The sequence below is a fragment of the Streptomyces sp. BBFR25 genome (assembly GCF_044590125.1).
GTDB lineage: Bacteria > Actinomycetota > Actinomycetes > Streptomycetales > Streptomycetaceae > Streptomyces > Streptomyces canus_D.
The window spans coordinates 5,247,205-5,261,315 of sequence record NZ_CP172447.1 but is presented as its reverse complement, the minus strand read 5'-3'; the positions used below and the strand labels follow the sequence as shown (position 1 = coordinate 5,261,315).

Sequence of the window (14,111 nt, the reverse complement as noted above, 5' to 3'; positions counted from 1 at the left end):
GGCTCAGTCCAGCACCCGCAACCCCGCGACCAGCACCCCCGCCAGCTGACGGGCGTCGTAGCGCGGGTCGGGGGTCTCGGCGCCGATGCAGAGGTTGCCGACGCCGCGCATGAGGGCGATGGCCGGTACGTCGGTGCGGATCTCGCCGGAGGCGGTCGCGGCGGCGAGGAGGTCGGTGCACACGGGGACGAGGCGGTCGAGGAAGTACGCGTGGAGGGCCTCGAAGCCCGCCTGGTCGGACTGGAGGACCGCGGCGAGGCCGTGCTTGGTGACCAGGAAGTCGACGAACCGGTCGATCCAGGTCGCGAGCGCGGCGTACGGGGTGGGGCTGCTCGCCAGCAGGGCGGGGCCGGCCTCGGCGCAGGCCTCCACCTGGTGCCGGTAGACGCCGATGATGAGGTCCGCCCGGGTCGGGAAGTGGCGGTAGATCGTGGCCGTCCCGACGCCGGCCTCGGCCGCGATGTCGCGTACGGGGGCTTCCACGCCCGACCTGACGAACACCGCGGCCGCGGCGTCGAGCAGGGTCTTCTCGTTGCGCCGGGCGTCCGCGCGCTTGGGCCGGGAGGCTGTCCGCCCCGTCTCCGCTTCGCCGTCCTTCACCGTTTCCGTTCCCTTCGCCGGTCCCGCCGCCGTCCACGCTTGATAAACGGGACAGCGTTCCGTATCGTTGGGCAAGTAAACGGGACGGTGTTCCGCTTGGTCTCTCCATGATGCCAGAGCGTCGAGCCCGCCACCAAGTCATGCCTCGCCCCTACGCAGGCCACCCCCGTGGAGGAACCGTCATGCAGTACCGCACCTTGGGCCGCACCGGTGTGCAGGTCAGCTCGCTCGCGCTCGGCGCCATGAACTTCGGCAGCATCGGGCGCACCACCCAGGAGGAGGCCACCGCCCTCGTCGACGCCGCCCTGGAGGCGGGGATCAACCTGATCGACACCGCCGACATGTACGGCGGCGGCGAGTCGGAGGAGATGGTCGGCAAGGCGATCGCCGGGCGCCGGGACGACATCGTGCTGGCCACGAAGGCGTACATGCCGATGAGCGACGAGCCCAACCACCAGGGCGCCTCGCGTCGCTGGCTGGTCACCGAGCTGGACAACAGCCTGCGCCGGCTCGGCGTCGACCACGTGGACCTCTACCAGATCCACCGCTGGGACCCGAACACGAGTGACGAGGAGACCCTGTCCGCGCTCACCGATCTGCAGCGCGCCGGGAAGATCCGGTACTTCGGCTCCTCGACCTACCCCGCCTACCGCATCGTCGAGGCCCAGTGGGCCGCCCGCGAGCACCGGCTCGGCCGGTACGTCACCGAGCAGCCCAGCTACTCCGTGCTCCAGCGCGGGATCGAGAGCCACGTCCTGCCCGTGACCGAGCAGTACGGGCTCGGCGTGCTGGTGTGGAGCCCGTTGGCCTCGGGCTGGCTGTCGGGGGCGGTGCGCGCCGGGCGGGAGATCGCCACGCACCGGTCGGCGGTCCTGCCCGAGCGTTTCGACACCGCGCTGCCCGCCAACCGGGCCAGGCTCGACGCCGTCGAGAAGCTGGCCGCGGTCGCCGACGAGGCCGGCCTCACCCTGATCCAGCTCGCGCTCGGCTTCGTCACCGCGCACCCGGCCGTCACCGCCGCGCTCGTCGGACCCCGCACCCTGGACCACCTGCGCTCCCAGCTCGCCGCCGCCGACACCGTCCTCTCCGACGACGTCCTCGACGCGATCGACGCGATCGTCCCGCCGGGCACCGATCTGGCGGCGCACGAGAAGTTCGATGCCACACCCGCGCTGCTCGACCCGGCGCTGCGCCGTCGGCGCCGCCCGGCGGCCCACTGAGCGGCCGGGCGGCGCGGGCCGTCGACGCGCCGGACCCGCTGCGTGCCGGGAGAACTCACCCGGCGTCCCTCTCCGCCAGGAATTCCGCCCACGTCACCTTGCCGACCTGGGCGTCCGCCAGGGTGAGGTTCTCGCCGGAGCGGTACGCGCGGCCCGCCTTCCCGGGAATGCGCACCGGCAGCTTCGGGCGCCGCCGCCCACCGCGCAGCTCGAGGTAGGAACGGGCCAGCGTGGCCAGGTCGTGGACCTCGGGGCCGGTCATGTCGGGGACCCGGCCGGACGGCTCGGCCAGGGCCAGTTCGGCCAGGCGCGCGGCGACCTCGCGGGCGGCGACCGGTTGCAGGCGCAGTCCGCCCGGGACCGGGAGGACCGGCAGCCGGGTCATCTTCTCGATCATCGTCAGGGTCAGCTCGTGGAACTGGGCCGCCCGCAGCACCGTCCAGCCGAGGCCCGAGCCGGTGATCGCCCGCTCCGACTCCAGCTTGGTGCGCAACCAGGCCAGCGGGACGCGGTCGGCGCCCACGACCGAGATGTACGCGAGGTGCCGTACGTCCGCACCGGCTGCGGCGCGCACCAGGGTGCGGGTCGCCTCGTCGTCGCCCTTGGGGCCGCCCGCCAGGTGCAGCACGGTGTGCACGCCGTCGACGGCGGCCTCGACGCCCGCGCCGGTGCGCAGGTCGCCGGTGACGTACGTGACGCCGTCCGCGTCGGGGCGGGGGCGCCGGGTGAGGACGCGCACCTCCTGTCCGGCCGCCCGCAGCAGCGGGACGACGTGCCCGCCGAGGGTGCCGGTGCCGCCGGTGACGAGGAGGGGCGTCGTGGGGGTCGAGGGGTGGTGGGTCATGGCCGCTGCTCCCGGTGTCCGTGGCGTCCGGGAGGCGGGGTGGGTGCCGATGTGGAACCGCCCCGCCCGGACGTCCGCCGTCAGTGGTGGCGGTATGACCCGGGGCGGGGCGGCTGTGTGACAGGTCGGGGAGAGAATCCGAAGATCTTTCCCCGGGGGATCAGATCGTCGCGGTGTCGATCACGAAGCGGTAGCGCACGTCGCTGGCCAGGACCCGCTCGTAGGCCTCGTTGACCTCGGACGCGGCGATCAGCTCGATCTCGGCGCCGATGCCGTGCTCCGCGCAGAAGTCCAGCATCTCCTGGGTCTCGGCGATTCCGCCGATCATGGAGCCGGAGAGGGACTTGCCGCCGCCGAGCAGCGCGAACAGGTTGAGCGAGACGGGCTCCTCGGGGGCGCCGACGTTGGCCAGGGCACCTTCCGTCTTCAGCAGCCCCAGGTAGGCGCCGAAGTCGAGCGGGGCGGAGACCGTGGAGACGATCAGGTCGAAGGTGCCGGCCAGCTCCTCGAAGGTGGCCGGGTCGCTCGTGGCGTAGTAGTGGTCGGCGCCGAGCTTCAGGCCGTCGTCCTTCTTGCGCAGGGACTGCGACAGCACGGTCACCTCGGCACCGAGGGCGTGCGCGAGCTTGACGGCCATGTGGCCGAGGCCGCCCAGGCCGACGACGGCGACCTTCTTGCCGGGACCGGCGTTCCAGCGCTTGAGCGGGGAGTACGTGGTGATGCCGGCGCACAGCAGGGGGGCGGCCTCGTCCAGGGAGATGCCCTCGGGGATGCCGAGGACGAAGTTCTCGTCGACGACGACCTTCTCGGAGTAGCCGCCGTAGGTGGGCTCGCCGTCCTTGCCGATGCCGTTGTACGTCATCACGTTGCCGCCCGTGCAGTACTGCTCCCGGCCGGCCTTGCAGTTCTCGCACTCGCGGCAGGAGTCGACCATGCAGCCGACGCCCACCCGGTCGCCGACGGCGAACTTGGTGACGCCGGGGCCGACCTCGGAGACGACGCCCGCGATCTCGTGGCCGGGGACCATCGGGAAGATGGCCTCGCCCCAGCCCTCACGGACCTGGTGGATGTCGGAGTGGCAGATGCCGGCGAACTTGATGTCGATCAGGACGTCATGCTCACGCACCTCGCGCCGCTCGATGGTGGTGCGCTCCAGCGGCGCCTTGGCGGCGGGTGCTGCGTACGCGGCGACAGTGGTCATGCCGGGTTCTCCGGGATTCTCTCGACGTGACTGGGTGATGTTTCCACCCTGCCTGCGCCCTGCCGATCCACCCAGACCACGGCTTTGCGTACGTCCAGCGTGCGTACCACCGACGGGGACAGGCTCGTGTGCGTACGACCGGGAATACGTCCGGCCATACTGGAGGGTATGGATGGACAGCTTGACCGGCGGGCCGAACTGAGCGAGTTCCTGCGCACCCGGCGGGCGCGGCTGAAGCCGGAGGACGTGGGTCTGGAGTCGTTCGGGCGGCAGCGCAGGGTGCCGGGGCTGCGGCGCGAGGAGCTGGCGCAGCTGGCCGGGGTGTCGGTGGCGTACTACACCCGTCTCGAGCAGGGCAACGGGCAGAACGTGTCGGCGGAGGTCCTGGACGCCATCGCCCGCGCGCTGCGGCTGACCGACGCGGAGCAGGCACACCTGACGCACCTGGCGAAGCCGAAGCAGCAGCGCAGGCGGGCCGGGGCCCCACGGGGCAAGCAGCCGGTGCGGGTGGCGCTGCTCCAGCTGCTGGAGTCGATCGACACGGTGCCGGCCTACGTGACGGGCCGCCGCTCCGAGATCCTCGCCTGGAACCGGATGGCCGCGGCCCTCTTCGGCGACTGGGGCAAGCTGCCGGCCGCCGAGCGGAACTGGGCGCGGCTGGTCTTCCTGAACCCGGACTACCGCGAGCTGTTCGTCGACTGGGACCAGAAGGCGTACGACATGGTCAGCTTCCTGCGCATGGACGCGGGCCGCCATCCGGACGACCCGCGGCTGTCCGCGCTGGTCGGCGAGCTGTCGGTGAAGAGCGAGGAGTTCCGGCGGCTGTGGGCCACGCACGACGTCAAGGAGAAGAGCTACGGCGGCAAGCGGATGCGGCACCCGCTGGTCGGTGACCTGACCCTGTCCTTCGAGACGTTCCGCATGGTCGACGACGACGAGCAGGCCTTCGTCACGTACCACGCGGAGCCCGGCTCCCCGTCGGCGGACGCGCTGCGGCTGCTGGCGAGCTGGGGGACGGAGGCGGCGGCTTCGCTGCCGACGTGAGGGTGCCCGGCCGCGGCGGCCGGTGCCGGCGACCCGACGGTTCGGCCGATCCCGTCAGGACTGGTCCGGGGCCCGTTCGATCGCGCGGCGGGCCCGGTCCGCGGCCGTCCGGTCGTGCTGGAGCCGCATGGCCGCGTTGAGCGCCGGCCCGGCCGCGACGATCTCGAACAGTGCCTGGTCGACGTCGAACCCGGCGGGCAGTTCGCCGTTGTCCACCGCCGCGGTCAGGTCCGCCCGCAGCCGTTCCCGCCGACGCGACCACACCTCGGCCACCACGTCGCGGACCCGGCCGGGGCGGCCGTCGTACTCGCTGAGTGCCGCGGTCATCAGACAGCCGCCCGGCAGCAGGGGTTCTTCCAGATGGCCCACGGAGTTGGCGCAGACCGCGCGCCCTGGCCGTCGGGGACTGGCTGGACCCGGCCTCATGACCGGCGGTCCGCCCGCACCACGCACGGGCGGGCCGCCGGGCGCGCGGCGTCAGACCGGCGCGTTCTCCTTCACGGTGATGCGGCCCTTGCGGATGGTCGCCACGCGGGGGGCCTTCTTCGCGATCGCCGAGTCGTGGGTGACCATGACGAAGGTGAGGCCCAGCTCCTTCCACATGCGGTCGAGTACGTCCATGATCTCGTCGCGCATCGACTCGTCGAGGTTTCCGGTGGGTTCGTCGGCGAGGAGCACCTTCGGCTGCTTCACCAGGGCGCGGGCGATGGCGACGCGCTGCTGCTGGCCGCCGGACATCTCGCCGGGGAGGTGGCCGAGGCGTTCGCCGAGGCCGACGGAGGCCAGGGCCTCGGCGGCCTTCTCGCGCCGCTCCTTCGCCTTGACGCCGAGCGGGACCAGGGCGGTCTCGACGTTCTCCTGGGCGGTCAGGGTCGGGATCAGGTTGAAGGACTGGAAGACGAAGCCGATGCTCTCGCTGCGTACCCGGGTCAGCCTGGCCTCGGGGAGGGTGGCGAGGTCGGTGCCGTCGAGGACGACCTGGCCCGAGCTGGGCCGGTCGAGGGCGCCCAGCATCTGGAGCAGGGTGGACTTGCCGCCGCCGGTGGGGCCCTGGATGACGAGCCGGTCGCCGTCGGCGATGGTCAGGTCGACGCCGTCGAGGGCGTGCACGGTGGCCTTGCCGCGGGTGTAGTGCTTGCTGACGCCGCTGAGTTCGTACATGGTGCAACTCCTGGAGTACGGGGGGTGGGTGGCGCTACTCGACGCGGCGCAGGGCGTCCGCCGGGCGCAGCCGCGAGGCACGCCAGCCGCCGAAGCCGCCGGCGACGAGTCCGCCCGCCACGGCGAGGGCGACCGCGAGGACGATGGTGGTGACGCTGACGGGTGCGCTCAGCGCGATGTCCAGGGTCTTGGCGGCGGTCTGCCGGCCGGGACCGCCCGTGCCGCCACCGCCGAAACCGCCGGGGCCGCCCGCACCCCCGCCACCGCTCGTGCCGCCGCCGAGTTGGGCCTGGAGCGTCGGGCTGACGGCGGTGACGGCATAGGCGCCCGCGAGGCCCAGGGCGATGCCGAGGGCGCCACCGACCAGGCCGTTGACGACGGCCTCGCCGATCACCTGCCGGGTGACCCGGCCCGAGCGCCAGCCCAGCGCCTTGAGCGTGCCGAACTCGCGCACCCGGCGGGAGACGGCGGAGGAGGTGAGCAGGCCGGCGACCAGGAAGGCGGCCGCCAGGACCACGACGGACAGCCACTTGCCGACGCCAGTGGCGAGCGAGGAGGCGGTGGACAGGGAGCCGGAGACGGTGTCGGCCAGGTCGGCGGAGGTGGTGACCGTCGTACCCGGGATGTTCTTCTGGATCGCGGACTTGACGCCGTCGATCCGCTGCGAGTCGGTCGCCTTGACGTAGACGGTGGTGACCTTGTCCTTCGCGTCGCCCAGCGTCTGGGCCTGCTTCAGCGGCACGTAGAGGTTGGCCGCCGCGTCGCCGCTGTCGGCCGTGGCGATGCCCACGATCTCGAACTTCGTGTCCTTGACGGTGACCGTGCTGCCGGTCTCGAGCTTCTTCTCCTTGGCGTACGCCGAGTCGGCGACGGCCACCTTGGCGTCGGTCTCCGTCTCCTTGAAGATGCGGCCGCTGGTGATGGCGGACGTGGTCAGCGGGCCGAGGTCGGGCTCGGTGACGTCGGTGCCGTAGACCGAGTAGCTGTTGACGTCGAAGTCGGCGCCGCCGCCCTGGACGCGACCCTGCGGGGACTGGCCGCCGCCCGGTCCGCCGCCCTGGCCCGCGCCGGCGTCACCGCCGGAGGCATCCTGCTTGAACTGGCCGCGGGAGAACTCGCCGCTGACCTTGACGACCTGGAGGCTGAGGCCGCCCACCGCGTCGGCGACCCCGCTCTGCCCGGCGACCTCGCCGACGGTGGAGCCGGCCAGCGTCTGGAAGCCCTGCACCATGACGCGGTCGGTGCTCTGCTCCTCCTCGGAGCCGTCGTCCTGCGCGTCGAAACGGAAGCGCGGCCGTTCGGCGGTGCCGCCGGAGGAGGCTTCCGCGGCCTTGGTGACCGTCATGTCCGTGCCGAGCCCGTACAGGGACTGCAGGACCTTGTCCTGGGCCCGGCTCATGCCCGAGGAGACGGAGTCGACGACGATGACCAGCGCGATGCCCAGGGCCAGTCCGGAGGCGACGACGAGGGCCGCCTTTCTGCGGCGGCGCAGCTCGCGCCTCAGGTAGGTGAAGAACATGGGCGCAACGTAGGCACGGGCCGTGATGGCGGGATAAGGGCCGCGTAAGAGGAGGATGAGAAGCCGGGAACGGCGCGGGCGCCCGCCGCTCCCGTGCGGGGAGTGGCGGGCGCCCGTGCGAAGTGCTGTCGGCCCTCGGGGAGTTCGGCGTCAGACCGCCGAACCCGCCTTCCACTGGGCCCAGTCCATGTTCCAGCCGTTGAGGCCGTTGTCCGGGGCGATGGTCTTGTCGCCGGTGTTCTGGACGACGACCACGTCACCGATGATGGAGTTGTTGTAGAACCAGGCACCCGGCGTGTTCGGGTCGTTGGCACCCTTGGCGTCCTGCAGACCGACGCAGCCGTGGCTGGTGTTGGCCTGGCCGAAGATGCCCTTGCCCCAGTAGTTGCCGTGGATGAAGGTGCCGGAGGTGCTCAGGCGCATGGCGTGCGGCACGTCCTTGATGTCGTACTCGCCCTTGCCGTCGTCGTCGGTGAAGCCGACGGTCGAGCCGTCCATCCGGGTCTCCTTGAACTTCTCGGAGATCACCATCTCGCCCTCGTAGGTCTTGTTGTCGGGCGAACCGGCGGAGATCGGGATGGTCTTGACGGTCTTGCCGTCCTGCGTGACCTTCATCTGCTTGGTCTTCGCGTCGACGTACGAGACCTGGTTGCGGCCGATCTTGAAGGTGACCGTCTTCTGCTGCACGCCGTAGACGCCGTCGGCGCCCTCGACCCCGTCGAGCGCCAGCTTGAGGGTGACGGTCGAGTTCTCCGTCCAGTACTTCTCCGGGCGGCAGTCCATGCGCTGGGTGGAGAACCAGTGGCAGGCGACCTCCTGGCCGCTGCTGGTGTTGACCGTGATGCCCTTCTGGACGGCGGCCTTGTCGGTGATCTGCTTGTCGAAGCTGATCGACACGGGCATTCCGACGCCGACGGTCTTGCCGTCGTCCGGGGTGAAGGTCCCGATGAAGCTGTTCTCGGGGGAGACCGTGGTGAACGACGCGTTCTCGTGGGCGGCGCGGCCCTCGGAGTCCTGCGCGGTCGCCGTGATCGAGTACTTGGTGGCGCGCTCCAGCTGGCCGGCGGGCTTCCAGCTGGTCTTGTCGGCGGATATCTCGCCCTTGACCTCGGTGCCGTCCGCGGCGGTCATCTTCACCTCGGTGAGTGTGCCCTTGCTCACGGTGACACCTGCGGCGTTGTTGATGGAGGCGTTGTCCGAGCCGCCCTTGGGTGTGATCTTGATCTGGGCCTCGGACGTCTTCTTGGCCGCCGCTTCGTCGACCTCGGCCTGCGAGGTCTTGTCCCCACCCCCGGAGGTGTCGGCGTCGCTACTGGAACATGCCGAGAGCACCAGCACACCGCCGAGCAGTGCGGACGCGGCCATCAGACCCTTGCGCCGCTTACCGTCCGTCATCACACGCTTCTCCATCGTTGCCGATTCCCGAAACCCCGAGATACCCCGTCAATAACTTTCAACGCTACGACCGGTTCGTCCCGTTCCACATCGCTCACGGGTGTGGGGCATGCCACGTTTGCCACCGGAAGCCGGGGCGGTGCGGGCAGGTGTCGGTCAGTGCGCACCGTGAGACGACGAAACCCCGGGCGGCGGTTGCCGCCCGGGGCCGGGAATTTCCCCACACCGCGTCAGCCGACCGTCATTTCCTCGTCTTCCGGGTCGTTCTCGCCGCCATCATCCTCGCCGAGGTCCCACTCGGGCGAATCGGGGTCGTAGTCGATCTGCTCACTGCTCCAGGAGGCCTGCCGCAGCTCGACCCCGGGTACCACGCTGACCAGGTCGAACGGGTCCACCAGATGCGCCAGGGCCTCGGCGGTGTCCTCCGTCACAGCGCGCTCGGAGTCGGTGCGTTCCGCGTCGGACAGCTCGGTGTCGTCGGCGAGGGCCTGCAGCGCGGCGCCGGTGACGGCCTCCTCGTCGTCGACCTCGAGAACCAGCTCGACGCGAATACGTACAAACCGTGATGTCTCAGGAGTGCTCATGCCCGGAGCGTAAGGCCGACCGCTCCCGTGACTTTCCCGTGACCCGCGCCTTTCACTAACATCTGCCCACACGGCCAATTCGCCAGCGCCACAAGGGGATCGATATTCCGTGTCATCCGCTCGCCGTTCCTTGCTGACCGCCGCCTCCGCGGGCGGCCTGCTGTGTGCCCTGTGGTTCGTCCCGTCGGCGAACGCGACACCCGAGACACCGGTGCTCGAGTCCGCGGCCGCGACCCCGTCTCCGCAGGTCACGGCCCAGGCGAGAGCCGCCTCCGCGGACACGTCCACGGATACGGCGGCGGCCGGCGAGGGCACCACCAGGCTGGCCGACACCGGCAGCTTCGACAGCACGCCGTACGTCGTCGGCGGCGCCCTCTGCCTCGGCCTCGGCGCCGGCTTCGTGGGCTACTCGGTCCGACGGGAACGCCTCGGCTTTTGAAAGAACTTGACGTTCTTTTGGCTTCCTTGACCGAGAAGGGCCCCGGCGTCACCCGCCGGGGCCCCTCGGTCGCGTCACGAACCGCTAGCGCAGCGGCCCCGTGACCGTCTCCGCCGCCGCGACCAGGTGCCCGGCGCGCACGAACGCGTCCGCCGCGGCGAGGTCGGGCGCCAGGTAGCGGTCCGGTCCCGGCCCCGCCACACCGGCCGCCCGTGCGGCGTCGATGACGGCCTGCGACGCGGGCGCCGGGGTCAGTCCCTCGCGGAGCTGGATCGCGCGCGTCGCGGCGTACAGCTCGACGGCGATCACGCGCGCCAGGTTGTCGACGGCCGTGCGCAGCTTGCGCGCCGCCGACCAGCCCATCGACACGTGGTCCTCCTGCATCGCGGAGGACGGGATGGAGTCCGCCGAGGCCGGTACGGCGAGCCGCTTCAACTCGCTGACCAGGGCCGCCTGCGTGTACTGCGCGATCATCAGACCGGAGTCGACGCCCGCGTCGTCGGCGAGGAACGGCGGCAGGCCGTGGCTGCGGTTCTTGTCCAGGAGCCGGTCGGTGCGCCGCTCGGCGATGGAGCCGAGGTCGGCGACGGCGACGGCGAGGAAGTCCAGGACGTAGGCGACCGGGGCGCCGTGGAAGTTGCCGTTGGACTCCACCCGGCCGTCGGGCAGGACCACCGGGTTGTCCACGGCTGCGGCCAGCTCGCGCTCGGCGACGAGAGCGGCGTGGGCCATCGTGTCGCGTCCGGCGCCCGCGACCTGCGGGGCGCAGCGCACCGAGTAGGCGTCCTGGACGCGGGGGGCGTCGTCCTGGTGGTGCCCGGTCAGCCCGGAGCCCTTGAGCACGGCGGCCATGTTGGCGGCGCTGGCGGCCTGCCCCGGGTGCGGGCGGATGGCGTGCAGCTCGGGGGCGAGCACCTTGTCGGTGCCGAGCAGGGCCTCCATGGTGAGGGCGGCGGTGATGTCGGCCGACTTGTAGAGGGTGTCGAGGTCGGCGAGGGCCATGATCAGCATGCCGAGCATGCCGTCGGTGCCGTTGAGAAGGGCGAGGCCCTCCTTCTCGCGCAGCTCGACCGGGGTGATCCCGTGCGCGGCGAGCAGCTCACCGGCCGGCCGTACGGTGCCGTCGGGGCCCTCGGCGTCGCCCTCGCCCATGAGGGTCAGCGCGCAGTGCGACAGCGGGGCGAGGTCGCCGGAGCAGCCCAGGGAGCCGTACTCGTGCACGACCGGGGTGATCCCGGCGTTGAGCACGTCGGCCATGGTCTGCGCGACCTCCGGCCGGACCCCGGTGTGGCCGGAGCAGACGGTCTTCAGCCGCAGGAACATCAGCGCGCGGACCACTTCGCGCTCGACGCGCGGACCCATCCCGGCCGCGTGCGAGCGGACGATGTTGCGCTGCAGCTGGGCCCGCAGCTCGGGGCTGATGTGCCGGGTCGCCAGGGCGCCGAAACCGGTGCTCACGCCGTAGACGGGGTCCGGCTTGGCGGCCAGCGCGTCCACGACGGAGCGGGCCGCGGCCAGGGCGGCGACCGCGTCGTCGGAGAGTTCGATCCGGGCGCCGCCGCGCGCCACGGCGAGGACGTCGGACGCGGTGACCCCGGCCGTCCCCACCACCACAGTGTGCATATCCATATTCAGGAGCGTACGCAGTGAATTCGATGATGTCACGAGGGGATGCGTCACGGATGCCTGCCCCGTGCGCCCCTTACCCGAGCGCGGTCACGGCGAGTGCCGCCCGCGGAACCGCCTGCGCTCCCCGTCCTCCTCCCGGGAGGGCTGGTCCGCGAGCCGCACGACGGGGTCGTCGGGCCCCTCGCGCCCGGCGACGACCGGCCCGGCCGCGCGCTCGGCCTTGGCCCGGTACTGGGCGGCGTCGGCGAGCCGGAACAGTCGGCGGGCGGAGCGGACGGGCCCGACCGGGTCCTCCGTGGACGCGACCCCGCAGGCCACGCCGTCCCCCAGCTCCAGCTCGGCCGCCCGGCGGCACAGCTCCTCGGCCGCCTTGACCACCGCGTCGGCGGGCGGTCCGACCGCGAGCAGACAGAACTCGTCCCCGCCGAGCCGGGCCGCGAGCGCCCCCGGCAGCATCGCCCCGCACAGCGACAGCACCGACCCGAACCGCTCCAGGAGCCGGTCCCCGACCGCGTGGCCGTGCGTGTCGTTGACCCGCTTGAGGCCGTTCAGATCGCAGACGACGAGGCTGACGACGACGCCCTCCTCGCGGTGCCGCTCGACGGCCTCGTCCAGCGCGGAGTCCACGGCACGGCGGTTGGCCAGCCCGGTGAGCGCGTCGGTGTACGCGAGCCGCCTGGCCTCCTCCAGGCGTTCGGTCTGCGCTATCCCGGCGGCGACGACGGAGGCCAGCACGGTGGCGAAGTCGGCGTCGGCCCGCTCGAAGACCCGCTCCCCCACCGGCCGGGCCACGTACAGCTCGCCCCAGGCCCGCCCGTGCAGCACGATCGGCGCGACCACGCAGCAGCCGCGGCCCCGGCGGCGCAGGGCGGCGACGCGCTGGTGGACGTACCCGGGACGCCCGGCGGCGGGCCCCGCGGCCGTCTCGACCCAGGCGTCGGGCTCACCGCCCCCCGCCCAGCGCTCGTGCAGGAACTCGGTGATCTCCGCGAACTGGTGCACCGGGTAGGACTCGTCCTCCGGGAACTCCTCCTCGCCCTCGGCCCGCCGGCCGACGTTCACGAGCACCCGGAGCCGCCCCAGCTCCCGCTCCCACACCGACAGCGCGGCAAAGCTGCCGCCCAGCGCCAGGCACCCGCCGACGGCCGCCGCGCGCCACGCCTCACGCGCGCTGTGCGCGGCGGCCATCCCCTGCGCAAGCGCCACCACGGCCGCGAGCCGCCTGTCGTCACCCATCACTCCAGGCTAGGGAGATTCAAGAAGAAACGTTACGTAAACTGGGCGAACCGGGCGATTATTCGCGATCCGCGTCGATCCGCGTGGAGACACCCCTCGCCGGGTGCGGCCGACGAGGGCGGATGCGGGGTGGCGGCAGATCGCGGGCGCACGACGAACGACGGCCGGCGGCCGACGACCTCGGGGGAACGGCCGGGATGCCCGGCGGCCCCCGGTCCCGGGCCGACAGCCCGGACGCCCAACAACCACAGGCGGACGGCCCGGACGCCCGACACCCCCTGGCGAACCACCCAGACGCCCGACACCATAGGCGAACCACCCGGACGCCCGGGCGGTGCCGTCGGCCGTCAGCGCGTCGGCGCGATCGGCTCACTCACCCGGCCACCGCGGCGCCCGCTTCTCGTTGAACGCCGCCACGCCCTCCGCGCGGTCCCCGGAGAACGCCACCGACCGCCACGCCGCGTCCTCGACCTCCAGCCCCGCCCGCAGGTCGAGGCCGTGCCCGAGGCGCAGCGCGCGCTTGGCCGCACGCAGTCCCACGGGCGAGTTCGCGGCCATCCGGGAGGCCAGCTCCAGTGCCTCCTCCCGGTCCCGCCCCTCCTCCACCAGCTGGTCCACGAGTCCCAGCTCGCGCGCCTCCTCGGCCGCCACCCGCCGCGCCGTGAACACCAGCTCGGCCGCGCGCGCGGCCCCCACCCGGCGCGGCAGCAGCTGGGTGCCGCCGCCGCCCGGGATCACCCCGACGGACACCTCAGGCAGCCCCACCACGGCCGTGGGGTCGGCCACGATCACGTCGCAGGACAGCGCCATTTCGAACCCGCCGCCCAGCGCGAACCCGTGCACGGCCGCGACCGTCGGCACCGGCAGTTCGAGGACCGCGGTGTACGCCCCCCGCGTCACCGGCCGCTGCCGCAGCAGGTCGGCGTCGGAGAAGGAGTTGCGCTCCTTCAGGTCCGCCCCGACGCAGAACGCCCGCTCGTGCGTGGAGGTCAGCACCACCACCCGCACGTCCCGGTCCTCGCCCAGCACCGCGCAGGCCGCGCTCACGGACCGGGCCATCGCGGTCGAGACGGCGTTCATGGCCTTCGGCCGGTCGAGCGCGAGCTCCGCGACATGCCCGTCCGCGTGCCGCCGCACCAGGACGAACTCTCCGAACCGCTCCTCGCTCATGACACCCTCCGGTTAACGCGTGTTAACAGTCGACCACCCGATCATCGCAGGCGGACCCGCGCGGGGAAA

General features: G+C 72.3%; 13 protein-coding genes and 1 pseudogene. 3 read left to right on the top strand and 11 right to left on the bottom strand.

Annotated elements, in window-relative coordinates:
• Nucleotides 1-3: 3 nt before the first annotated feature.
• Nucleotides 4-600, bottom strand: coding sequence for a TetR/AcrR family transcriptional regulator (locus tag ACGH52_RS24175; protein WP_121704353.1), 597 nt, complete (start codon nucleotides 598-600; stop codon nucleotides 4-6).
• Nucleotides 601-782: 182 nt separating this feature from the next.
• Here ACGH52_RS24175 and ACGH52_RS24170 point away from each other — a divergent pair, with 182 nt between their 5' ends.
• Nucleotides 783-1,820 (top strand): aldo/keto reductase, encoded by a 1,038-nt coding sequence (locus tag ACGH52_RS24170; RefSeq protein ID WP_059301023.1) that lies wholly within the window; start codon nucleotides 783-785, stop codon nucleotides 1,818-1,820.
• A 55-nt stretch (nucleotides 1,821-1,875) separates the two neighbouring features.
• Here the strand turns inward: ACGH52_RS24170 and ACGH52_RS24165 are convergent, their stop codons facing one another.
• Nucleotides 1,876-2,664 (bottom strand): SDR family oxidoreductase, encoded by a 789-nt coding sequence (locus ACGH52_RS24165; RefSeq protein WP_399942250.1) that lies wholly within the window; start codon nucleotides 2,662-2,664, stop codon nucleotides 1,876-1,878.
• Nucleotides 2,665-2,824: 160 nt separating this feature from the next.
• Complete coding sequence (locus tag ACGH52_RS24160) at nucleotides 2,825-3,865, bottom strand: NAD(P)-dependent alcohol dehydrogenase (RefSeq protein ID WP_059301025.1); 1,041 nt, start codon at nucleotides 3,863-3,865, stop codon at nucleotides 2,825-2,827.
• Between the two features lie 168 nt (nucleotides 3,866-4,033).
• On the opposite strand from ACGH52_RS24160, the gene ACGH52_RS24155 reads away from it, so the two are divergent.
• Nucleotides 4,034-4,909, top strand: a complete 876-nt coding sequence (locus ACGH52_RS24155; RefSeq protein ID WP_210975898.1) for a helix-turn-helix domain-containing protein — start codon at nucleotides 4,034-4,036, stop codon at nucleotides 4,907-4,909.
• Nucleotides 4,910-4,963: 54 nt separating this feature from the next.
• On the opposite strand, the pseudogene ACGH52_RS24150 reads toward ACGH52_RS24155, so the two are convergent.
• From ACGH52_RS24150 to ACGH52_RS24130, 5 genes and pseudogenes are all read right to left on the bottom strand, one after another.
• Nucleotides 4,964-5,308: pseudogene (locus tag ACGH52_RS24150) on the bottom strand (TetR family transcriptional regulator C-terminal domain-containing protein); the annotation flags it as partial.
• A gap of 78 nt (nucleotides 5,309-5,386) precedes the next feature.
• The gene (locus tag ACGH52_RS24145; protein ID WP_399942246.1) at nucleotides 5,387-6,070 is read right to left on the bottom strand and encodes an ABC transporter ATP-binding protein; all 684 of its coding nucleotides are present in this window, start codon (nucleotides 6,068-6,070) and stop codon (nucleotides 5,387-5,389) included.
• Between the two features lie 34 nt (nucleotides 6,071-6,104).
• Nucleotides 6,105-7,589, bottom strand: coding sequence for an ABC transporter permease (locus ACGH52_RS24140; RefSeq protein ID WP_399942243.1), 1,485 nt, complete (start codon nucleotides 7,587-7,589; stop codon nucleotides 6,105-6,107).
• 150 nt (nucleotides 7,590-7,739) lie between these two features.
• A complete protein-coding gene (locus ACGH52_RS24135; RefSeq protein WP_121700966.1) occupies nucleotides 7,740-8,984 on the bottom strand; it encodes an Ig-like domain-containing protein in 1,245 nt (414 codons plus the stop codon).
• A 230-nt stretch (nucleotides 8,985-9,214) separates the two neighbouring features.
• Nucleotides 9,215-9,568, bottom strand: coding sequence for a hypothetical protein (locus ACGH52_RS24130; RefSeq protein WP_059301029.1), 354 nt, complete (start codon nucleotides 9,566-9,568; stop codon nucleotides 9,215-9,217).
• A 109-nt stretch (nucleotides 9,569-9,677) separates the two neighbouring features.
• On the opposite strand from ACGH52_RS24130, the gene ACGH52_RS24125 reads away from it, so the two are divergent.
• Nucleotides 9,678-10,007: a hypothetical protein gene (locus ACGH52_RS24125; protein WP_171987363.1), complete on the top strand. Its 330-nt coding sequence runs from the start codon at nucleotides 9,678-9,680 to the stop codon at nucleotides 10,005-10,007.
• A gap of 84 nt (nucleotides 10,008-10,091) precedes the next feature.
• Here the strand turns inward: ACGH52_RS24125 and hutH are convergent, their stop codons facing one another.
• The 3 genes from hutH to ACGH52_RS24110 form a co-directional block, all read right to left on the bottom strand.
• Nucleotides 10,092-11,630 (bottom strand): histidine ammonia-lyase, encoded by a 1,539-nt coding sequence (gene hutH, locus ACGH52_RS24120; RefSeq protein WP_076975989.1) that lies wholly within the window; start codon nucleotides 11,628-11,630, stop codon nucleotides 10,092-10,094.
• A 93-nt stretch (nucleotides 11,631-11,723) separates the two neighbouring features.
• A complete protein-coding gene (locus tag ACGH52_RS24115) occupies nucleotides 11,724-12,872 on the bottom strand; it encodes a diguanylate cyclase domain-containing protein (protein WP_193777437.1) in 1,149 nt (382 codons plus the stop codon).
• A 369-nt stretch (nucleotides 12,873-13,241) separates the two neighbouring features.
• The gene (locus ACGH52_RS24110) at nucleotides 13,242-14,042 is read right to left on the bottom strand and encodes an enoyl-CoA hydratase/isomerase family protein (protein ID WP_399942238.1); all 801 of its coding nucleotides are present in this window, start codon (nucleotides 14,040-14,042) and stop codon (nucleotides 13,242-13,244) included.
• Between the last annotated feature and the right edge of the window lie 69 nt (nucleotides 14,043-14,111).